This window comes from Pseudomonas fragi (genome assembly GCF_900105835.1).
GTDB classification, from domain to species: domain Bacteria; phylum Pseudomonadota; class Gammaproteobacteria; order Pseudomonadales; family Pseudomonadaceae; genus Aquipseudomonas; species Aquipseudomonas fragi.
Genome location: NZ_LT629783.1, coordinates 3,638,245 through 3,658,757, shown reverse-complemented (window position 1 = coordinate 3,658,757; position 20,513 = coordinate 3,638,245). Strand labels below are relative to the sequence as shown.

Annotated in this window: 17 protein-coding genes; 11 read left to right on the top strand and 6 right to left on the bottom strand. The window is 61.1% G+C overall.

All coding sequences use genetic code 11. From position 1 onward, the window contains the following. The first annotated feature begins 8 nt into the window (after nucleotides 1–8). From BLU25_RS16740 to rarD, 3 genes are all read left to right on the top strand, one after another. Nucleotides 9–1,910: a PhoX family protein gene (locus BLU25_RS16740; RefSeq protein ID WP_029611606.1), complete on the top strand. Its 1,902-nt coding sequence runs from the start codon at nucleotides 9–11 to the stop codon at nucleotides 1,908–1,910. A 177-nt stretch (nucleotides 1,911–2,087) separates the two neighbouring features. Then, nucleotides 2,088–3,062, top strand: a complete 975-nt coding sequence (locus tag BLU25_RS16735) for a serine/threonine protein kinase (RefSeq protein WP_016782479.1) — start codon at nucleotides 2,088–2,090, stop codon at nucleotides 3,060–3,062. A gap of 237 nt (nucleotides 3,063–3,299) precedes the next feature. After that, nucleotides 3,300–4,187 carry an EamA family transporter RarD gene (rarD, locus tag BLU25_RS16730; RefSeq protein WP_016782480.1) on the top strand — a complete coding sequence of 296 codons (888 nt, stop codon included), beginning with the start codon at nucleotides 3,300–3,302 and terminating at the stop codon, nucleotides 4,185–4,187. 3 nt (nucleotides 4,188–4,190) lie between these two features. On the opposite strand, the gene BLU25_RS16725 is transcribed toward rarD, so the two are convergent. Further along, nucleotides 4,191–4,709 carry a glycine cleavage system transcriptional repressor gene (locus BLU25_RS16725; protein ID WP_016782481.1) on the bottom strand — a complete coding sequence of 173 codons (519 nt, stop codon included), beginning with the start codon at nucleotides 4,707–4,709 and terminating at the stop codon, nucleotides 4,191–4,193. A gap of 431 nt (nucleotides 4,710–5,140) precedes the next feature. On the opposite strand from BLU25_RS16725, the gene BLU25_RS16720 reads away from it, so the two are divergent. Then, nucleotides 5,141–7,318: a malate synthase G gene (locus BLU25_RS16720; protein ID WP_016782482.1), complete on the top strand. Its 2,178-nt coding sequence runs from the start codon at nucleotides 5,141–5,143 to the stop codon at nucleotides 7,316–7,318. A 61-nt stretch (nucleotides 7,319–7,379) separates the two neighbouring features. On the opposite strand, the gene BLU25_RS16715 is transcribed toward BLU25_RS16720, so the two are convergent. After that, nucleotides 7,380–7,820, bottom strand: a complete 441-nt coding sequence (locus tag BLU25_RS16715) for a response regulator (protein ID WP_016782483.1) — start codon at nucleotides 7,818–7,820, stop codon at nucleotides 7,380–7,382. Nucleotides 7,821–8,114: 294 nt separating this feature from the next. On the opposite strand from BLU25_RS16715, the gene BLU25_RS16710 reads away from it, so the two are divergent. The 7 genes from BLU25_RS16710 to BLU25_RS23605 all read left to right on the top strand — a co-directional run bounded on the left by BLU25_RS16710 (nucleotide 8,115) and on the right by BLU25_RS23605 (nucleotide 16,436). Then, the gene (locus BLU25_RS16710; RefSeq protein ID WP_029611607.1) at nucleotides 8,115–10,049 is read left to right on the top strand and encodes a putative nucleotidyltransferase substrate binding domain-containing protein; all 1,935 of its coding nucleotides are present in this window, start codon (nucleotides 8,115–8,117) and stop codon (nucleotides 10,047–10,049) included. After that, the gene (locus BLU25_RS16705) at nucleotides 10,046–10,756 is read left to right on the top strand and encodes a 3'-5' exonuclease (RefSeq protein WP_016782485.1); all 711 of its coding nucleotides are present in this window, start codon (nucleotides 10,046–10,048) and stop codon (nucleotides 10,754–10,756) included. The genes BLU25_RS16710 and BLU25_RS16705 overlap by 4 nt, the downstream gene beginning before the upstream one ends. Before the next feature lie 228 nt (nucleotides 10,757–10,984). Beyond that, the gene (locus tag BLU25_RS16700; RefSeq protein WP_016782486.1) at nucleotides 10,985–11,509 is read left to right on the top strand and encodes an RNA polymerase sigma factor; all 525 of its coding nucleotides are present in this window, start codon (nucleotides 10,985–10,987) and stop codon (nucleotides 11,507–11,509) included. After that, nucleotides 11,506–12,483: a FecR family protein gene (locus BLU25_RS16695; protein ID WP_016782487.1), complete on the top strand. Its 978-nt coding sequence runs from the start codon at nucleotides 11,506–11,508 to the stop codon at nucleotides 12,481–12,483. Before BLU25_RS16700 ends, BLU25_RS16695 begins: the two co-directional genes overlap by 4 nt. 90 nt (nucleotides 12,484–12,573) lie before the next feature. Next, nucleotides 12,574–15,009: a TonB-dependent siderophore receptor gene (locus tag BLU25_RS16690; protein ID WP_016782488.1), complete on the top strand. Its 2,436-nt coding sequence runs from the start codon at nucleotides 12,574–12,576 to the stop codon at nucleotides 15,007–15,009. Nucleotides 15,010–15,150: 141 nt separating this feature from the next. Continuing rightward, a complete protein-coding gene (locus tag BLU25_RS16685; RefSeq protein ID WP_016782489.1) occupies nucleotides 15,151–16,263 on the top strand; it encodes a PepSY-associated TM helix domain-containing protein in 1,113 nt (370 codons plus the stop codon). Further along, nucleotides 16,260–16,436: a hypothetical protein gene (locus BLU25_RS23605; protein ID WP_016782490.1), complete on the top strand. Its 177-nt coding sequence runs from the start codon at nucleotides 16,260–16,262 to the stop codon at nucleotides 16,434–16,436. The genes BLU25_RS16685 and BLU25_RS23605 overlap by 4 nt, the downstream gene beginning before the upstream one ends. Before the next feature lie 201 nt (nucleotides 16,437–16,637). Here BLU25_RS23605 and fba read toward each other — a convergent pair whose 3' ends face one another. The 4 genes from fba to epd form a co-directional block, all read right to left on the bottom strand. After that, nucleotides 16,638–17,702 carry a class II fructose-bisphosphate aldolase gene (gene fba, locus BLU25_RS16680; protein WP_016782491.1) on the bottom strand — a complete coding sequence of 355 codons (1,065 nt, stop codon included), beginning with the start codon at nucleotides 17,700–17,702 and terminating at the stop codon, nucleotides 16,638–16,640. Between the two features lie 174 nt (nucleotides 17,703–17,876). Continuing rightward, nucleotides 17,877–18,095 (bottom strand): hypothetical protein, encoded by a 219-nt coding sequence (locus BLU25_RS16675; protein WP_016782492.1) that lies wholly within the window; start codon nucleotides 18,093–18,095, stop codon nucleotides 17,877–17,879. Nucleotides 18,096–18,127: 32 nt separating this feature from the next. After that, complete coding sequence (locus BLU25_RS16670; RefSeq protein WP_016782493.1) at nucleotides 18,128–19,291, bottom strand: phosphoglycerate kinase; 1,164 nt, start codon at nucleotides 19,289–19,291, stop codon at nucleotides 18,128–18,130. A gap of 26 nt (nucleotides 19,292–19,317) precedes the next feature. Next, nucleotides 19,318–20,373: an erythrose-4-phosphate dehydrogenase gene (gene epd / locus BLU25_RS16665; RefSeq protein WP_083369740.1), complete on the bottom strand. Its 1,056-nt coding sequence runs from the start codon at nucleotides 20,371–20,373 to the stop codon at nucleotides 19,318–19,320. Nucleotides 20,374–20,513 lie beyond the last annotated feature (140 nt).

Here is a 20,513-nt window from a genome sequence, read left to right as displayed (position 1 = left end):
AGCCAGCCATGAGCCTATTAGAAGAACACCAACCCACCGACCTTGAGCAGATGGTTGGCCTTAGTCGACGTGGCTTTATCAGCGCTGGCGCCTTGTGCGGCGCGGCGATGTTCCTCGGCGGCGGCCTGCTCGGGCGCAGCGCACTGGCGGCGGGTGTCAGCGCTGCCAACAGTAACTTGCTGGGCTTTGACAGCATCAACGCAGCCACCACCGACACCATCAGCCTGCCACCTGGCTACCGCGCTTCGGTTCTCATCAGCTGGGGCCAGCCGCTGCAAGCCGCAGGCCCGGCGTTCGACCCGGCCGGCAACGGCACGGCCAGCGAGCAGGAAGTGCAATTTGGCGACAACAACGACGGCATGAGCCTGTTCGCCTTCCCCGATGACCCCAACCGGGCCCTGATGGCAATCAACAACGAATACACCAACTATCGCTACCTCTACCCCCACGGGGGCACGCCTGCCAGCGCCGAAGAAGTGCGCAAGGCCCAGGCCTCGGAAGGCGTGTCGGTGATTGAGATTCAGCGCAAGGGCAATGGCTGGCAGTTTGTCCAGGGCTCGCCTTTCAACCGCCGCATTCACGGCAACACCCCTATCCGACTCAGTGGCCCTGCTGCTGGCCACGAACTGCTGCGCACCCAGGCCGACGCCACGGGCACCCACGCCCTGGGCACATTCCAGAACTGCGCCAACGGCAAAACGCCATGGGGCACCTACCTGACGTGCGAGGAAAACTTCACGGACTGCTTTGGCAGCTCTGATCCCAAGCAGGCCTTCGACGCTGCGCAAAAACGCTACGGTGCCGTAGCTGCCAGCAAAGACATCAACTGGCACCAGCACGACCCGCGTTTCGACCTGGCACTCAACCCCAACGAGCTCAACCGCCACGGCTGGGTGGTGGAAATCGACCCGTTCGACCCGCTTTCCACGCCCGTCAAACGCACCGCCCTGGGCCGCTTCAAACACGAAAATGCCGCGCTTGCCGAAACCGGCGACGGCCGTGCCGTGGTCTACATGGGCGACGATGAGCGTGGCGAGTTCATCTATAAATTCATCAGCCGCGACAGGATCGACCACCAGAACCCCAAGGCCAACCGCGACCTGCTCGACCACGGCACGCTTTATGTGGCGCGCTTTGACGGTGGTGACAGCAACCCCGATCGCCCCAAGGGCCACGGCCAGTGGGTTGAACTGAGCCACGGCAAAAACGGCGTCGATGCGACCAAGGGTTTTGCCAATCAGGCCGAAGTGTTGATTCATGCTCGCATGGCAGCCAGCGCCGTCGGGGCCACACGCATGGACCGCCCGGAGTGGATTGTGGTCAGCCCCAAGGACGGCCAGGTCTATTGCACCCTGACCAACAACGTCAAACGCGGCGAAGACGGTCAGCCGGTGGGCGGGCCCAACCCCCGGGAGAAAAACGTCTACGGGCAAATCCTGCGCTGGAACGCCCACAAGGGTGATCACGGCGCGGACACCTTCGACTGGGACCTTTTCGTCGTCGCCGGCAACCCGGCCGTTCACGGCCAGCAGGCCAAGGGCGGTTCGGCCAACATCACCGCGCAGAACATGTTCAACAGCCCAGACGGCCTGGGTTTTGACGCCGCCGGGCGCCTGTGGATCCTGACCGACGGTGATGTCAGCAACGCGGGCGACTTCGCTGGCATGGGCAATAACCAGATGCTCTGCGCCGACCCGGCCAGCGGTGAGATCCGCCGCTTCATGGTCGGGCCGATTGGCTGTGAAGTCACCGGCATCAGCTTCTCGCCCGACCACAAGACCCTGTTCGTGGGCATTCAACACCCCGGCGAAAATGGCGGTTCCACCTTCCCCGAGCACCTGCCCAACGGCAAACCGCGCTCCTCGGTCATGGCCATCAGCCGTGAAGACGGTGGCATCGTCGGCGCCTGACCTTTCCTTGTGGGAGCGGGCTTGCTCGCGATCGGGTCGATGGGGTTTAACTGACAGACCGCAGCGCCTGCATCGCGAGCAAGCCCGCTCCCACACAGGATTAAGTCGCCTTCCAGGTCCCGGTCTGCGTTAACATGCATGGCCGGACGCGGCAGCCTGCTGCGCGCAGGAGTCAGCATGTCTCATCCGTTTGCAACACTTACCCCTGATCTGGTGCTCGACGCCGTCGAAAGCATCGGTTTCCTGAGCGATGCCCGCGTGCTGGCGCTCAACAGCTACGAAAACCGTGTGTACCAGGTCGGCATAGAAGACTCGCAGCCGCTGATCGCCAAGTTCTATCGCCCTCAGCGCTGGACCAACGAAGCGATCCTCGAAGAGCACCGCTTCACCTTCGAACTGGCCGAATGCGACGTCCCGGTTGTGGCGCCGATGATTCACAACGGCCAAAGCCTGTTCGAACACCAGGGTTTCCGCTTTACCCTGTTCCCGCGCCGGGGTGGCCGGGCGCCAGAACCGGGCAACCTCGACCAGTTGTATCGTCTCGGGCAACTGCTGGGCCGCCTGCATGCCGTAGGTGCGACCAAACCGTTCGAACACCGTGAAGCGCTGGGGGTGAAAAATTTCGGTCACGACTCGCTGACCACCCTGCTTGAAGGCAACTTCATACCGCGCAGCCTGCTCCCGGCCTACGAGTCCGTCGCCCGCGACCTGCTCAAGCGGGTTGAAGACGTCTACGCCGCCACCCCGCACACCAATATCCGCATGCATGGCGATTGCCACCCCGGCAACATGATGTGCCGCGACGAAGTGTTCCATATCGTCGACCTCGATGATTGCCGCATGGGCCCTGCGGTGCAGGACTTGTGGATGATGCTGGCCGGTGACCGTCAGGAATGTCTGGGGCAGTTGTCGGAACTGATGGACGGTTACAGCGAGTTCCATGACTTCAACCCCCGCGAACTGGCGCTGATCGAACCGCTGCGCGCTTTGCGCCTGATGCATTACAGCGCCTGGCTGGCCCGGCGCTGGGACGACCCGGCGTTCCCCCACAGCTTCCCGTGGTTTGGCAGCGAGCGTTATTGGGGCGACCAGATCCTGGCGTTGCGCGAACAGCTGTCGGCACTCAATGAAGAGCCGCTGAAGCTGTTCTGACCCCATCTATGTGGCTCTTGTGGGAGCGGGCTTGCTCGCGATCGGGTCGAATGCGGTTTAACTGACAGACCGCAGCGCCTGCATCGCGAGCAAGCCCGCTCCCACAGAAAAACCGGGGCCGCTGCTGGTGCAAAAAAACATGTCCGCCTTGCAGATCTCCTGCACGACACGCCTGCAAAACCTGCTTACACTCTTGGCTTCTTCCGTGTCTGTTAGTTGCCTGAGCAAGGATTCTGCATGCAAGCCGCCAACCCGCGTCGCGGGTATATTTTAGGCCTCACGGCCTATGTCATCTGGGGTATTTTCCCGCTCTACTTCAAACTGCTGGCCAGTGTTCCGGCTGCCGAAATCATCGTTAACCGGGTGCTCTGGTCGGCCTTGTTCGGCTCACTGTTGCTGCTGGTGTGGAAGCACCCCGGCTGGTGGCAGGAGCTGCGCGACAACCCCAAGCGCCTTGGCGTGCTGACCATCAGCGGCCTGCTGATTGCCGCCAACTGGCTGACCTACGTGTGGGCGGTCAACAACGACCGCATGGTCGAAGCCAGCCTGGGCTACTACATCAACCCGCTGGTCAACGTGCTGCTCGGCATGTTGCTGCTGGGCGAGCGCCTGCGTCGCCTGCAGTGGATTGCCGTAGGCCTGGCCGCTGCCGGTGTGGCCCAGCAAGTGTGGCAAGTGGGCAGCCTGCCGTGGGTGTCGTTGGTGCTGGCACTGACCTTCGGCTTTTACGGGCTGATCCGCAAACAGGCGCCGGTCAAGGCGCTGCCGGGGCTGGTGGTCGAAACCTGGATTCTGGTACCCGTGGCTATTGGCTGGTTGCTGCTGCACCCCGAGGCCAACAGTGCTCATGTTGATTTCTGGAGCACCTCAGAAGCCTGGTTGCTGGTACTGGCCGGGCCGGCCACGCTGATTCCCTTGGTCAGTTTCAACGCCGCCGCACGGCATCTGCCCTACACCACCCTGGGCTTTATGCAGTACATCGCGCCGACGCTGGTATTGATGCTGGCGGTGTGGGTATACGGCGAGCACTTGTCCGAAAGTACCTTGATCGCCTTTGCATTTATCTGGGCCGGGCTGGTGGTGTACAGCCTCGATGCCTGGTTCAGCATGCGCCAGCGCGGTTGAGGCTTACTCCTCGGTACTGAACTTGAGGTCCACCAGCAGTTCGTCGGCCAGGGTTTCCAGGCGCTTTTGCAACACATCCAGGGACAGGGTCAGGGGCACGGCCAGAATCGCCTCGGCATGAAACAGCGGCTCGTTGCTCATGGGCGCGGGCCGCACATCGGTCACCAGCCGCTCCAGGCTCACCCCCTGCTCCGTCAGCACCCGGGTAATGTCGCGCACAATACCCGGGCGGTCATTGCCCACCAGTTCCATTGCAATGGGCTTCCAGGTGCAGGACTGCTCGATGCCGCTCTCGGCAATCAATACCCGAATCCCTTCCTTGCCCAGGCGCTGCAACGCGTCCACCAACTCATCGTGGGCTTCGGCGGGCACACCCACACGCAGGATCCCGGCAAATTGCCCGGCCATGCGCGACATGCGGCTCTCCAGCCAGTTACCACCATGCTCGGCGATGCACTGGGCAATACGCTCGACCTGCCCGGCCTTGTCCTGGGCAAACACCGTAATCACAAGATGGTTCATGGTGGGGGCTCTCTTATTAGGGGGGTCGAATGAGTATAGGCAACACCCTCCTTTGTGGGAGCGGGCTTGCTCGCGATAGTCTCGCCACGGTTAGCCTGACAGACCACGTCGCCCGAATCGCGAGCAAGCCCGCTCCCACAGAAGCCATTGCAAATCACAAATTGTGTACTGTTTTTAGAATTATCTGGAACAACCTGCCTGTTTCTTGAGAACATCCTGTTCTTGCGTGTGACCGTTAGCGTAAAAACGGTCGCAGAACGACGTGATCAGTCTGATTTTCACATCTGCAATTGATCATGTAGTATGCCTCGGCAACCACTACATAATTTGCAACATGGTCTGCCAAGGCGTCTGCAATCCCCGTACAAACCCGCTCTGGCGGTGTTTTGAGAAGCGCTCCAGGCTTTAAATAAAAATGAGTGAGGCAAGCAATGACTGAACACGTTCACGTCGGTGGCCTGCAGGTCGCCAAAGTCCTGTTCGACTTCGTCAACAACGAAGCTATCCCCGGTACCGGCCTCACCGCCGATCAGTTCTGGGCCGGTGCCGACAAGGTCATCAATGACCTGGCACCCAAGAACAAAGCACTGCTCGCCAAACGCGATGATTTGCAGGCGCGCATCGACGCCTGGCACCAGGCCCAGGCCGGCAAGGCCCATGACGCCGTGGCTTATAAGGCCTTCCTCCAGGACATCGGGTATCTGCAGCCAGAAGCGGCAGATTTCCAGGCAACGACGCAAAACGTCGATGACGAAATCGCCCGCATGGCCGGCCCGCAGCTGGTGGTGCCGGTGATGAATGCGCGCTTTGCCCTCAATGCTTCGAACGCCCGCTGGGGCTCGCTCTACGACGCACTGTATGGCACCGATGCCATCAGCGAAGCCGACGGCGCCGAAAAGGGCAAAGGCTACAACAAGGTTCGCGGCGACAAGGTCATTGCCTTCGCCCGCGCCTTCCTCGACGAGGCCGCGCCCCTGACCGGTGCCTCGCATACTGATGCCACCGGCTACGCCATCGTCGGCGGTGCCCTGCAGGTGACCCTCAAGGGCGGCGCCAGCAGCGGCCTGCGTGACACCGCACAGCTGATCGGTTACCACGGTTCGGCCGCAGCGCCGACGGCTGTGCTGCTCAAGCACAACGGCCTGCACTTCGAAATCCAGATCGACGCCTCCAGCCCTGTCGGCCAGACCGATGCCGCCGGGGTCAAGGACGTGCTGATGGAAGCCGCCCTGACCACCATCATGGACTGCGAAGACTCGGTTGCCGCCGTCGATGCCGATGACAAGGTGGTGATCTACCGCAACTGGCTAGGCCTGATGAAAGGCGACCTCAGCGAGCAAGTGTCCAAGGGCGGCACGACCTTCACCCGCACCATGAACCCGGACCGCGAGTACACCGCACCCAACGGCGGCACCGTCAGCCTGCATGGCCGTTCGCTGCTGTTCGTGCGCAACGTCGGTCACCTGATGACCATCGACGCGATCCTCGACAAAGACGGCAACGAAGTGCCTGAAGGCATCCTCGACGGCCTGCTCACCAGCCTGGCGGCGATCCACAGCCTCAACGGCAAGGCCACGCGCAGCAACAGCCGCACCGGCTCGGTGTACATCGTCAAGCCGAAGATGCACGGTGCTGAAGAGGCCGCGTTCACCAACGAGCTGTTCGGCCGCATCGAAGACGTGCTCAAGCTGCCACGCAATACGCTCAAAGTCGGGATCATGGACGAAGAGCGCCGCACCACGGTCAACCTCAAGGCCTGTATCAAAGCCGCCAGCGAGCGCGTGGTGTTTATCAACACCGGCTTCCTGGACCGCACTGGCGACGAAATTCACACCTCGATGGAAGCCGGCCCGGTAGTACGCAAGGCCGACATGAAAGCCCAGAAGTGGATTTCGGCCTACGAAAACAACAACGTCGATGTCGGCTTGAGCACTGGCCTGCAAGGTCGTGCGCAAATCGGTAAAGGCATGTGGGCCATGCCCGATCTGATGGCCGCCATGCTGGAGCAGAAAATCGCCCACCCGCTGGCCGGCGCCAACACTGCCTGGGTGCCGTCGCCGACCGCCGCCGCCCTGCACGCACTGCATTACCACAAGGTTGACGTGTTCGCCCGTCAGGCCGAACTGGCCAAGCGCGCACCGGCCTCGGTGGACGATATCCTGACCATCCCCCTGGCGGTGAACCCGCAGTGGACTCCGGAACAGATCCAGAACGAACTGGACAACAACTCCCAGGGCATCCTGGGCTACGTTGTGCGCTGGATCGACCAGGGCGTGGGTTGTTCGAAGGTGCCGGACATCAATGACATCGGCCTGATGGAAGACCGTGCCACGCTGCGTATTTCCAGCCAGCACATCGCCAACTGGCTGCGTCATGGCATCGTCAATGAAGACCAGGTCATGGCAAGCCTCAAGCGCATGGCACCGGTGGTTGACCGCCAGAACGCCAACGATGCGCAGTACCGCCCGCTGGCACCGAACTTCGACAGCAACATCGCCTTCCAGGCGGCAGTCGAACTGGTGATCGAAGGCACCAAGCAGCCTAACGGCTATACCGAGCCGGTACTGCACCGTCGTCGTCGCGAGTTCAAGGCCAAAAACGGCCTGTAACCCGCAGCAATAAAAAAAGCCCCGAATATTCGGGGCTTTTTTATGCCTGCAGGAACAAGCCCTAGATGCCCAGCTCCTGGCGGATCAGCTTGAGCAACTTGTCGGTATCAATGGGCTTGAGCAGAAAGTCCACCACGCTCAGGTGCATGGCATCGATGGCGTCACGCACATTGGCGTCACCCGACATGATGATGATCGGCAAGGCCGCCCGCTCGGACTCACGCACCTTGCGGATCAGATGCAAACCGTCGTGGGGCAGCATGCGCAAATCGGTGAGCATCAGGTTGATCGGCTGGCCCGCTGCCAGCAGCGCCAGCGCTTCCTCTTCATTACTGGCCTTGAGGCACTCAATCGCGTTGAGCTCCAGAAACTCGGCCAACAACTCCCGCGCCACGGGGTCGTCTTCAACAATCAACACACATGACGAGGCCGAAGCAGGTGTCTGCATGACCTCTTGCAAGGCCTCTTTTTCGGCGTCAGTCAAAATGTCGTGTTCAGTCATAGGCTTCCCGGAAGCGGACTTGCAGGCGAAATATCCTAACAGCGTAGTCGGTTATCCATTACAGAATGCCAATGTGCGCTCAGCCGTAGGTATTTCCAAGCCTATAAGAACAAGAAACACACAAAAAACCTGTACGAATTTTCTAAAACAGTCATGGCCTGATGCCCCCTAGACTTACGTCCAATGGGCACCCGGACGCAGACCGCCGAGCATGAGGGATAGAAAAACACCACAGGGCGCAGCCCTGGCCGGTCATAACAACAACGGTTCACAACCCACCACGCGGTATCAGTAATGAGTAAATCGGATGCGTTTCTCCAGGCAGGGAAAACCGCGGTGTTGCAGAACATTCACGGCACCATGCAGTTTTTGCAGCGATTCCCGCCGTTCAACCAAATGGAAAACACTCACCTGGCGTACCTGGTCGAGCAGTGCCAACTGCGCTTCTATGCCCCGGGCGAAAGCATCATCCGACCGACTGACGGGCCGGTGGAACATTTCTATATCGTCAAGCAGGGCCGCGTGGTCGGCGAGCGTACCCACGAAGGCCGTGAAGAGGCCCAGACCACCTTCGAGATCACCGCTGGCGAGTGCTTCCCCCTGGCCGCGCTGCTGGGCGAGCGCGCCACCCGCACCGAACACCGCGCCGCCGAAGATACGTTCTGCCTGCAACTGAACAAGCCCGCATTTATCAAGCTGTTTGCCCTGTCTGACGAGTTCCGCGACTTTGCCCTGCGCGGCGTCAGCAGCCTGCTCGACAAGGTCAATCAGCAAGTGCAGCAAAAAGCCGCGCAAACCCTCGGCACGCAATACTCGCTCAATACCCGCCTGGGCGAACTGGCCATGCGCCATCCCGTGACCTGCGCCCCGGACGTTGCCCTGCGCGAAGCCGTTCGGCTGATGCACGAACAGCAAGTGGGCAGCATTGTTGTGGTCGACGAGCACAAGGCCCCGCTGGGGATTTTCACCCTGCGCGACCTGCGGCAGGTGGTGGCCAATGGCATTGAGGACTTCGCGCAGGCCATCGATCAGCACATGACCCCCGAGCCGTTCTACCTGAGCCCCGACCACAGCGCTTTCGACGCCGCCATCGCCATGACCGAGCGGCATATTGCCCACGTGTGCCTGGTTAAAGATCAACGCTTGTGTGGCGTTGTTTCCGAGCGCGATCTGTTCTCCCTGCAAAGGGTCGACCTGGTGCACCTGGCGCGTACCATCCGCCATGCTCCCCGGCTGGACACCCTGATCAACCTGCGCGGCGAAATCGGCCAGTTGGTTGAGCGCATGCTGGCCCATGGCGCGTCTTCCACGCAGATCACCCATATCATCACCCAGCTCAACGATCACACCGTCTGCCGGGTGATCGAGCTGGTGCTGGCCGACAAGGGTGACCCCGGCGTGCCGTTTACCTGGCTGTGCTTTGGCAGCGAAGGACGACGCGAGCAAACCCTGCACACTGACCAGGACAACGGCATCCTGTTCGAGGCCAGGGACGCTGCAGAGGCCGCCAATATTCGCCAACGCCTGCTGCCCATCGCCCAGCAGATCAACCAGCACCTGGCGGCCTGCGGTTTTACCCTGTGCAAGGGCAATATCATGGCCGGCAACCCCGAGCTGTGCCTGTCCCGTGCTGAATGGGCGCGCCGCTTTGGCGCCTTTATCCGCGAGGCCACTCCGGAAAACCTGCTGGCCAGCACCATCTATTTCGACCTGCGCGTGGTCTGGGGCGATGAACAGGGCTGCGCGCAGCTGCGCCGCGGCATCCTTGAGCAAGTGGCCGACAACCGCCTGTTCCAGCGCATGATGGCCGACAACGCGTTGCGTCACCGCCCGCCGGTGGGGCGTTTTCGCGAATTTGTGCTGGAGCGCAAAGGCAGCGACAAGGCCACCCTCGACCTCAAGGTCCAGGGCCTCACGCCTTTTGTCGACGGTGCGCGCCTGCTGGCGCTGGCCAACGGTGTCGAAGCCAACAACACCCTGGAACGCTTGCGCCAACTGGTCGCTCTGGACGTGATTGAAGCGCTGGACGGCGCGGCCTACGAGGAGGCGTATCACTTTATCCAGCAAACCCGCATGCAACAGCACCAGTTGCAAACCCGGGAAAACCGCCCGTACTCCAACCGTGTCGACCCCGACAGCCTCAACCAGCTGGACCGCCGTATCCTGCGTGAAGCGCTGCGTCAGGCCCAGCGTCTGCAAAGCAGCCTGGCCCTGCGGTATCAGCTATGAGCCTGTTGTCCTGGTTGTTGCCGCGCAAAAAGCCGCTGCTGAGCCTTGAACAGCAGCAACGCCTGCAGCAACTGGCGCCCGCCCCGGCGTTGAGCGAGGCGCCATTGCGCACGCAACGCTGGGTCGTGGTGGACCTGGAGACCAGCGGCCTGAACCTTAACCGCGATCAGGTGCTGTCGATGGGTGCAGTGGTCATTGAAGACGGTGCGATCGACCTGGGCCAGGCGTTTGAACGTACCCTGCAGCGTCCCGACAGCGCTCTGAGCCCCAGCATATTGCTGCATGGCCTGGGGCCTGCGGCCATTGCTGCAGGCAGTGACCCGGTGGATGCCCTGCTCGAATTCATGGACTTTGTGGGTGATAGCCCGGTGCTGGCGTTCCATGCGCCGTTTGACCAGCACATGCTCACCCGTGCGCTCAAGGACAGCCTGGGCTACCGCTTGCAGCACCCGTTTATGGATGTGGCGGCACTGGCTCCGATGCTGTGCCCGCAGGTGCATCAGCGCGAAGCCGGGCTCGACCAGTGGATCAATCACTTCAACCTGCAGGTCGAAGACCGCCACAACGCCAGCGCCGACGCCTTGGCCACTGCCGAGCTGGCGCTGATCCTGTTCAGCCGCGCCCGGGCACAGGGCATCGACAGTCCCCTGGCCTTGCAACAGCGGCTCAACCAGTGGCAGCGGCGCAAGCAGATGCACGGTTTTTAAGAGCCCCCTCACCCTAACCCTCTCCCGGAGGGAGAGGGGACTGACTTGTGTTGTTGCGCAAAATTGCTTTTGCCTTTAGCCCCCTCTCCCTCCGGGAGAGGGTTGGGGTTGGGGTGAGGGCAACAGACAACAACGTCCAAAAGTCATCCGATGAGCGTCAATTGCGTAGGACCATTCCCTCTGCCACAATCGCGAATAATTATCGTTAGTTAAAACTTGCAGTCGGTGATGCCCTTGTCGTCAGTCCAAAACCCCCACAGTGAGCTGGTTGGAGCGCTTTATCGCGACCATCGCGGCTGGCTGCTGGCGTGGTTGCGACGCAACGTGGCCTGCCCGCAACGGGCCGAAGACCTCAGCCAGGACACCTTCGTGCGCCTGCTGGGCCGCACCGGACTGCAAGCTCCACGCGAGCCCCGGGCCTTTTTGGCGGCCATCGCCAAGGGCCTGCTGTTTGACTATTTTCGGCGCGCCGCACTGGAGCAGGCCTGGCTCAACGAATTGATGCTGATCCCCGAGGCCGAGCAGCCTTCGCCCGAGGCCCAGCAACTGATCCTCGAAGACCTCAAGGCCATCGACCGCATGCTGGCCAAGCTGTCGAGCAAAGCCCGCGCCGCCTTCCTGCACAGCCGGCTCGACGGCATGACCCACGCCGAAATCGCCGAACGCCTGGGCGTGTCGGTGCCCCGTGTGCGCCAATACCTGGCCCAGGGCATCCGCCAGTGCTATATCGCCCTGTATGGCGAACCGACATGAGCCAGGCCAATACCAAACCGGTCTCGGCCCAGGTGCTGGACGCCGCCATTGCCTGGCAACTGTGCCTGGATTGCGGCAACGGCAGCGCCGTGGAACAGGCCGAATTCGCCAAGTGGTACAGCGCCAGCGAAGAACACGCCCGTGCCTGGTTACAACTGGGCATGCTCGACCAGCGCTTCAGCAACACCGGCATCCCGGCGCGCAACGCCCTGCTCAATGCCCGCAATGGCGTGCAGCAACGGGTACGCAAGCTCGGTAGTGGCCTGGCGAGTGTCGCACTGGTGTGCGGGCTGGCCCTGTTCGCCGGTAAAAGCTACCTGCCCATCGATTACTGGATGGCCGACCAGCGCACTGCCACCGGCGAACAACGCCAACTGCGCCTGGCCGATGGCACGCTGCTCAACCTCAATACCCATAGCGCAGTCGATGTGCAGTTTGACGACAGCACCCGGCGCATCGTCCTGCAAGAAGGCGAGATCATGGTCGAGACCGGCCACGGCGACCCTCGGCCCTTTATCGTACAAACCCGCGATGGCAGCTTGCTGGCCCTGGGCACGCGCTTCATGGTCAAGCGTGAAGACGACGGCACGCGCCTGAGCGTGCTGCAATCACGGGTGCAGACCCAACCCCAAGATAGCGTCGAACAGACCATCTACAGCGAAGGTCAGCAAGTGCTGATGCACCGCGACCGTCTGGGCCAGATGTATGCCGTCAGCCCCGGAGCCGATGCCTGGACACGGGGCATGCTGGTGCTGGACAACGTGCGCCTGGCCGACATGGTGGGTGAACTCAACCGCTACCAGCGCGGCCACCTGGGCGTAGCGCCTGAAGTAGCCGACCTGCGCATCACTGGCAGCTTCCCGCTGAACAATGTGGAGCTGGCACTCAACGCCCTGCTGCCGACCTTGCCGGTCGAGATCCGGCAACGTACCCCATGGTGGGTCACTGTCAGCGCCAAGCCTGCGGCGAACTGAATCTAAATTATTTTCAATCAGCCCTATCACTTTTCCAATCTCGTGCGGCAGATAGGCATTAAGAAACATTTCCATTCAGGAACCCGCCGAATGTCCCGCACCCTCGACACGTTTTTGCGTCCCAGCCTGTTGGCTGTCGCCATTGCCCTTAGCGCCCCGCTGGCCAGCACCCCGCTGATGGCCGCCGAGCAGGCATCCTCTGCGCGCAGCTACAACCTGCCCGCCGGTCCGTTGGCGGCCACCCTGAACCAGATCGCCAGCCAGGCCGGCATCACCCTGGCCATCGACTCGTCCTTGCTGGCAGGCAAAACCTCGGCACCGGTCAAGGGCACGTTCGAAGCCACGACAGCGATGCGCGAAGCGTTGCAGGGGAGCGGGTTGCAATTGGTGCCGGGCAGTGCGGGCAGCTTCACGCTGATCGAAATCCCCCAGGGCGCATTGGCCCTGGGCGCAACGACCATTTCCGGCCAGGGCACTTACGAAAGTGCCTGGGGCCCGGTGGATGGTTACCTCGCCCAACGTACGGCGTCGGGTACCAAAACCGATACCTCGCTGGCTGAAGCCCCCCGCTCCATCTCCGTGGCCACCCGCAGCCAGATGCAGGATCGGGCGGTGCAGAACCTGGATGATGCGGTTCGTTACATGCCCGGCGTTACGGCCAGCAGCTATGGCAGCGACAGCCGCTCAGAGTGGCTGAAGGTACGCGGCTTCGAACCTACCCAGTTTCTCGACGGCCTGCCGCTGCCCAAGGGTTCCTACACCATGCCCAAGCTGGAAACCTGGGACCTGGAGCGCGTAGCCCTGCTCCGTGGCCCAGCGTCATCGGTCTACGGCCAGACCCCTGCCGGGGGCTTGCTGGATATGGTCAGCCGTCGCCCGCAAGACACCCCGAGCCATGAAGTGCAGGTACAAGTCGGCAGCTACCAGCGCAAACAAATCAGCTTCGACAGCACCGGCCCGATCGATGATGAAGGCCGCTTTCTGTACCGCATCAGCGGCCTGGTACGCGACAGCAACACCGCGATCGATCACAACGAAGACAAGCGCTACAACCTCGCGCCTAGCCTGACCTGGAACATCGACCCGGACACCAAGCTGACCTTCCTCAGCCAGTTCAACCGTGACGACACGGGTATCACCAGCCAGTTCTTGCCGATCCAGGGCACCAAGGTCGACTCACCGGCGGGCAAGGTGAAGTATCACGAGAACCTGGGTGACCCGAAGTGGGAGTTCTACGACAAGACCTACTACGCACTCGGCTACGCCTTCGAACACCGCTTTGACGATGTATGGCAGTTCCGTCAGAACTTGCGCTACACCAAAAGCGACCTGTCGTTTCAGGGCATCACTGCAGGCGGTTACTACGGCTCCGTTGCCGACGACGGTACCGTGCAGCGCGGCGCCAATATCGTGAACGAAGACATCAGCCAGTTCGCCGTGGATAACAACTTCCAGGCGGACTTCAACACGGGAGCCCTCAAGCACACGGTACTGATCGGCCTCGACCACCAGCGCGTCAACACTAACTACAAATGGCAATACGGCGCCGCTCCAGCCAGCAACATCATCAACCCGATCTACGGGCAGGATTTCAGCAACGTCAAGTACACCGCTTATAACGACTACAACCAGAAAACCCGTGACACCGGCCTCTACCTGCAAGACCAGATGGCGCTGGACAACTGGCGCCTGACCCTGGGCGGACGCCAGGACTGGCTGCACACCGACACCACGTTCTACAACGAGAACAACGCACGCGACAAACGTGATGACAGTGCCTTCACTGGCAATGCCGCGCTGAGCTATGTGTTCGATTCCGGCTTCACGCCTTATGTGTCCTATGCCGAATCGTTCCAGGCCGAGCCGGGTGGCTTTGGCGGCAAAGCGTTCAAGCCCGGCACCGGCAAGCAATACGAAGTGGGCCTCAAGTACCAGCCACCCGGCACCGAGATGCTGTTCACCGCTGCCGTGTATGACCTGACCCGCAAAAACATCGTGCTCAGCGACACCCTGGGTGTAAGCCGGCCACTGGGTGAAGCCAACGTGCGCGGCGTGGAGCTGGAGGCCGTGGGCAACGTCAACGAGAACCTTAAACTGACCGCTGCCTACACCTATGCCAACACCAAGATGACCAAGGTCTCCGACCCGCTGGACAAGAACCGTCCACTCCCCCTGACACCTGAACATCAAGCCTCGATCTGGGCGGACTACACCTGGCACAAAGGCGTACTGGATGGCTTCGGCGTCGGCTTTGGTGCCCGCTATATTGGCGAGACCGACAACATCGCAATCGGCAGCATGGCTTATGTGCCCGACGCTTCTTATGGCCACACCGACGCTTACACCGTCTACGACGCCGCGGTGCATTACGACTTGGGCAAGGTCAGTACAACGCTCAAGGGCGCCACGGTTTCTGTGAACGCCAACAACGTATTCGACAAGGAATACCTGTCGACCTGCGACGGTTTCTATTGCTACTACGGCGACCGCCGTAACGTCATGGCCAGCGTCAACTACAAGTGGTAACCCGCTAAGGGCTGCACCACCTTCCCCCTGTGGGAGCGGGCTTGCCCGCGATGGCATCACCTCGGTTTTTTCAGACACCCCGAGTTGCCTGCATCGCGAGCCAGCCCGCTCCCACAGGGGGTTTACGCATTCAGGATCTTCATGAAAAGCAAAACCATCCGCCGCTGGTCCTTTATCCACACCTGGACCAGCCTGATTTGCACCGCGTTCTTGCTGATGCTGGCACTCACTGGCCTGCCGTTGATTTTTCATCATGAAATCGACCATCTGCTGGGCGATGCGCCGCAGGTCAAGGCGCTGCCTGCCGATACCCCGACCCTCGACCTGCAACAACTGGTACGCGCCGCCGAAGCCCATCGCCCGGGCGAGGTCATGCAGTATTTCGGCTGGGAAGAAGACGAACCCAATGCCGTCCTGACCATCATGGCGCCCACCGCCGGCACCGAACCCAACTCTTCCCACACCTTTATGCTCGATGCCCGCACGGGCGAAGCCATTGAGGTGCCGTCAGCCAATGGCGGGTTGATGATGGTCATGCTGCGCCTGCATGTGGACATGTTCGCCGGGCTGCCCGGCAAGCTGCTATTGGCCTTTATGGGGCTGCTGTTTGTGCTGGCGATCATCTCCGGCACAGTGCTGTACCTGCCGTTTATGCGCCGCCATGAATTCGCCACCGTGCGCACCGACAAATCCACCCGCTTGCGCTGGCTCGACCTGCATAACCTGATTGGCGCCGTGACCCTGACCTGGGCCTTGGTAGTGGGTGTGACCGGGGTGATCAGCGCCTGTGCCGACCTGATCATCGCCGCCTGGCGCAATGACAGCCTCAGCGCCATGATCGAACCCTACCGCGATGCCCCGCCGCTGACCCACCTGGCCCCGGCCAGCCAGTTGCTGGAGATTGCCGCCAGGGCCGCACCCGGCATGCGCCCGGACTTTATCGCTTTCCCCGGTACGCGGTTCTCCAGCGAACATCATTACGCGGTCTTTATGAAAGGCAGCACGCACCTGACCTCGCACCTGCTGACCCCAGTCTTGATTGACGCCAGCACCCTGGAGGTCACCGCCGTGGCCGGGCGACCGTGGTACATGGACGCCATGGGCATGTCGCAGCCGCTGCATTTTGGCGACTACGGCGGCATGCCGATGAAAATCCTCTGGGCGGCTCTCGACGTGCTGACCATTGTGGTGCTCGGCAGCGGGTTGTACTTGTGGTGGGTGCGCAGACGCGCAGCCAAGGAGAGCGCACGATGAGGCCGCGTCAGTCGAACTTCTGGAAGGTGTTTGCCATCCCGTTAGCGATCGGGCTGGTCAGTGTGACGGGGCTGTTCAGTGCGCTATTGGGTGAAGGCGCCTGGGATGTGCTGAGCTGGATTGGCTTGGGGATTCCTGTGTGGATCAGTGTGCGCGGGTTGCTCAAACACTGAGCCAGACCGCTGCCCTCACCCCAACCCTCTCCCGGAGGGAGAGGGAGCTCGATCGGGGATTTTTCAGAATCTCCGCAATTTGGCGGTATTGAGTGCAACCTTGCATCAACTCGGTCACTCCCCTCTCCCCCCGGGAGAGGGCCACAACTGACACCCACAAAAAAGCCCGCATCGCTGCGGGCTTTTTAGTACGCGCCGGTCTTAGTTGACCTTGGCGTTCAGCTCACCCTTGAGGTAACGCTGGTACATGGCTTCCAGGGAGATCGGTTTGATCTTCGAAGCATTACCGGCAGTACCGAAGGCTTCGTAACGAGCAATACACACGTCACGCATGGCAGTTACGGTGGCGCCGAAGAACTTGCGCGGGTCGAACTCGCTCGGGTTGGTTGCCATCAGGCGACGCATGGCGCCAGTCGATGCCAGACGCAGGTCGGTGTCGATGTTGACCTTGCGCACGCCGTGCTTGATGCCTTCAACGATTTCTTCAACCGGCACACCGTAGGTTTCTTTGATGTCGCCGCCGTATTCGTTGATGATCGCCAGCCACTCTTGTGGCACCGAAGACGAACCGTGCATCACCAGGTGAGTGTTCGGAATGCGCTTGTGGATCTCTTTGATCCGGTCAATCGCCAGCACGTCGCCAGTAGGTGGCTTGGTGAACTTGTAAGCGCCGTGGGAAGTACCGATGGCGATGGCCAGGGCATCTACCTGGGTGCGCTTGACGAAGTCAGCCGCTTCTTCCGGGTCAGTCAGCATCTGGCTGTGATCCAGAACGCCTTCTGCACCGATGCCGTCTTCTTCGCCAGCCATGCCGGTTTCCAGGGAACCCAGGCAGCCCAGCTCGCCTTCAACCGATACACCGCAAGCGTGCGCCAGGGCAACAGTTTGCTGGGTAACGCGAACGTTGTAGTCGTAGTCAGTCGGGGTTTTGCCGTCTTCGCCCAGCGAGCCGTCCATCATCACCGAGCTGAAGCCCAGCTGGATCGAGCGCTGGCACACGTCAGGGCTGGTGCCGTGGTCCTGGTGCATGCACACCGGGATATGCGGGAATTCTTCGATTGCAGCCAGGATCAGGTGACGCAGGAAGGGAGCACCTGCGTACTTGCGCGCACCGGCCGAAGCCTGAACGATCACCGGGGAGTCGGTCTTGTCAGCGGCTTCCATAATGGCGCGCATCTGCTCAAGGTTGTTTACGTTGAAGGCTGGAACGCCGTAGCCGAATTCGGCGGCGTGGTCCAACATCTGGCGCATGCTGATAAGTGCCATTGTGTGTGTCTCTCCCGGACAAGGGTCGTTAATCGTGCAAGCCTGCCGTAGCGGCGGCTGCTATTCAAGTTATTGCAGATCGGGGGTTTGCCCCGATTTGCCCAGTTCGATTTAGCTGAAACGTTACAGCTTCAGCTATAGCTATGCGGCCCATCAAGTGGGCCGCATTTCAAATCAAGGGCACCCGCGCTCTTGTGAAGCCTTGGGCGACTCGTATTTTTCCAGCGCCTCAGGCCCTGAGCGTTTATTGACCAGCGGCACGCTTTGCGCCTGCCAGTCAGCCTGGTAGCAACCACTCTCTTCAGGGGTTGCAGCCTCGGGCGCCGGCTTGCTCGAGCCGGCGCAACCGGCCAAAAAGCCCGCGATCATCAACAGCGGTAACAACTTGACCATGTCCATGCTTCCTTTCAGGGCCTGAAACACCTTCAGGCTTTGGCGCGGCTTTCCAGGATCTCGACGGCAGGCAGTACCTTGCCTTCGACGAACTCCAGGAATGCACCACCGCCGGTGGAGATGTAGGAGATTTGATCAGCAATGCCGTACTTGTCGATCGCTGCCAGGGTGTCGCCACCGCCCGCAATCGAGAACGCTGCACTGTCAGCAATAGCCTGGGCCAGAACCTTGGTGCCGTTGCCGAACTGGTCGAACTCGAACACACCGACCGGGCCGTTCCACAGGATAGTCTTCGAAGACTTGAGCAGCTCTGCGAAATGCGCAGCGGTTTGCGGGCCGATATCCAGGATCATGTCGTCAGCAGCCACGTCGGCAATCAGCTTGACGGTTGCAGCGGCACTTTCAGCGAATTCCTTGGCCACTACCACATCAGTCGGCAAAGGCACGTTGACCTTGGCAGCGATGGCGCGGGCAGTTTCCAGCAGATCAGGTTCGTACAGCGACTTGCCCACCGGGTGACCGGCAGCAGCCAGGAAGGTGTTGGCGATGCCGCCACCCACGATCAGCAGGTCGCAGATCTGGCTCAAGCTGTTCAGCACTTCCAGTTTGGTCGATACCTTGGAGCCGGCAACAATCGCCGCCATTGGCTTGGCCGGGGCGCCCAGGGCCTTGCCCAGTGCTTCCAGCTCAGCAGCCAGCAAAGGGCCTGCGGCTGCCACCTTGGCAAACTTGGCCACGCCGTGGGTCGAACCTTCGGCGCGGTGAGCGGTGCCGAAAGCGTCCATCACAAACACGTCGCACAGGGCGGCGTATTGCTTGGCCAGCTCGTCGGCGTTTTTCTTTTCGCCCTTGTTGAAGCGCACGTTTTCAAACAGCACGATGTCGCCGGCTTTAACGTCGACGCCATTGAGGTAATCGCTGACCAGCGGCACTTCACGGCCCAGGGCCTTGCTCAGGTAATCGGCTACAGGCTTGAGGCTGTTTTCAGCCGAAAACTCGCCTTCAGTCGGGCGCCCCAGGTGCGAGCAGACCATGACCGCCGCGCCTTTTTCCAACGCCAGCTTGATGGTCGGCAGCGAAGCGAGGATACGCGCATCGCTGGTGACTACACCGTCCTTGACTGGGACGTTGAGGTCTTCGCGGATCAGTACGCGTTTACCTTGCAGATCGAGGTCGGTCATCTTCAACACGGTCATGGGTCGCAATTCCTGAGTTTCTAATGTTAGAGAACGGATTTTGGGTGGGTAACGTGCAAGTAGTGCTCTGCCACATCGATCATTCGATTGGCAAAACCCCATTCGTTGTCGAACCAGGCCAGCAGGTTCACCAGGCGGGGGCCGGAAACGCGGGTCTGGCTGGCATCGACTATGGCCGAATGCGGGTCATGGTTGAAATCACAGCTGGCGTGCGGCAACTCGGTATAGGCCAGCAAGCCTTTGAGCGGGCCGCTGGTGGCAGCCTCGCGCAGTATGCGGTTCACTTCTGCGGCATCGGTGTCCCGCGCCGTGGTCAGGGTGATGTCCAGGCACGACACGTTCAAGGTCGGCACCCGTACCGCTTTGGCCTGAATCCGGCCAGCAAGTTCCGGCAACAGGCGCTCGATGCCCTTGGCCAGGCCGGTAGACACCGGAATCACTGACTGAAAGGCCGAGCGCGTACGACGCAGATCTTCGTGATGGTAGGCATCGATTACCGGCTGATCGTTCATCGCCGAGTGAATCGTGGTGATCGACACATACTCAAGGCCAAGGGCCTGATCCAGCAAACGCAACAGCGGCACACCGCAGTTGGTGGTGCAGGAGGCGTTGGAGACCAGGCGTTCTTCGCCGGTCAGGCTGTGCTGGTTGACGCCATAAACGATGGTGGCGTCGACATCGGCGTCGCTGGCCATCGGTTGCGAAAAGAGCACGGCGGGCGCCCCGGCATCCAGGAAACGCTGGCCGTCGGCGCGGGTGTTGTAGACGCCGGAGCATTCCAGCACCAGGTCAACACCCAACGCGGCCCAGTCGATCCCTTCGGGGGTGGCACTGCGGAACACTTTCACGCAGTCGCCATTGATATGCAGGCAGTCGCCTTCGATCCGTATCTCGCCGGGGAACCGGCCATGAGTGGAGTCGAAGCGCGTCAAATATTCGAGACTGGCCATATCGGCCAGGTCATTGAGTGCAACAATTTCAAACCCGGCTTCTGCCCCTCGCTCAAACAACGCACGCAAGACGCAACGACCAATTCGGCCGTAGCCGTTGAGTGCAACTTTGTAGGGACGCGGTTGAGGCATGGGGGTTCTCTTGTTTTTACGGGTGAATCAGTCACCACAGCATCAATGCCACTTATGCCATCGCGGGCAAGCCCGCTCCCACATGGACAGTGCATATCCTGTGGGAGCGGGCTTGCCCGCGATGGAGCCAAGCGCTAATG

Excerpts from the sequence above, each read along its gene's own strand:
- BLU25_RS16740 (WP_029611606.1), top strand. The coding sequence starts at position 9 with ATGAGCCTATTAGAAGAACACCAACCCACCGACCTTGAGCAGATGGTT.
- fba (WP_016782491.1), bottom strand. The coding sequence starts at position 17,702 with ATGGCACTTATCAGCATGCGCCAGATGTTGGACCACGCCGCCGAATTC.
- BLU25_RS16725 (WP_016782481.1), bottom strand. The coding sequence starts at position 4,709 with ATGAACCATCTTGTGATTACGGTGTTTGCCCAGGACAAGGCCGGGCAG.
- BLU25_RS16735 (WP_016782479.1), top strand. The coding sequence starts at position 2,088 with ATGTCTCATCCGTTTGCAACACTTACCCCTGATCTGGTGCTCGACGCC.
- BLU25_RS16690 (WP_016782488.1), top strand. The coding sequence starts at position 12,574 with ATGTCCCGCACCCTCGACACGTTTTTGCGTCCCAGCCTGTTGGCTGTC.
- BLU25_RS16720 (WP_016782482.1), top strand. The coding sequence starts at position 5,141 with ATGACTGAACACGTTCACGTCGGTGGCCTGCAGGTCGCCAAAGTCCTG.
- BLU25_RS16675 (WP_016782492.1), bottom strand. The coding sequence starts at position 18,095 with ATGGTCAAGTTGTTACCGCTGTTGATGATCGCGGGCTTTTTGGCCGGT.
- BLU25_RS16715 (WP_016782483.1), bottom strand. The coding sequence starts at position 7,820 with ATGACTGAACACGACATTTTGACTGACGCCGAAAAAGAGGCCTTGCAA.
- BLU25_RS16700 (WP_016782486.1), top strand. The coding sequence starts at position 10,985 with ATGCCCTTGTCGTCAGTCCAAAACCCCCACAGTGAGCTGGTTGGAGCG.
- BLU25_RS23605 (WP_016782490.1), top strand. The coding sequence starts at position 16,260 with ATGAGGCCGCGTCAGTCGAACTTCTGGAAGGTGTTTGCCATCCCGTTA.
- BLU25_RS16670 (WP_016782493.1), bottom strand. The coding sequence starts at position 19,291 with ATGACCGTGTTGAAGATGACCGACCTCGATCTGCAAGGTAAACGCGTA.
- epd (WP_083369740.1), bottom strand. The coding sequence starts at position 20,373 with ATGCCTCAACCGCGTCCCTACAAAGTTGCACTCAACGGCTACGGCCGA.
- BLU25_RS16710 (WP_029611607.1), top strand. The coding sequence starts at position 8,115 with ATGAGTAAATCGGATGCGTTTCTCCAGGCAGGGAAAACCGCGGTGTTG.
- BLU25_RS16705 (WP_016782485.1), top strand. The coding sequence starts at position 10,046 with ATGAGCCTGTTGTCCTGGTTGTTGCCGCGCAAAAAGCCGCTGCTGAGC.
- rarD (WP_016782480.1), top strand. The coding sequence starts at position 3,300 with ATGCAAGCCGCCAACCCGCGTCGCGGGTATATTTTAGGCCTCACGGCC.
- BLU25_RS16685 (WP_016782489.1), top strand. The coding sequence starts at position 15,151 with ATGAAAAGCAAAACCATCCGCCGCTGGTCCTTTATCCACACCTGGACC.
- BLU25_RS16695 (WP_016782487.1), top strand. The coding sequence starts at position 11,506 with ATGAGCCAGGCCAATACCAAACCGGTCTCGGCCCAGGTGCTGGACGCC.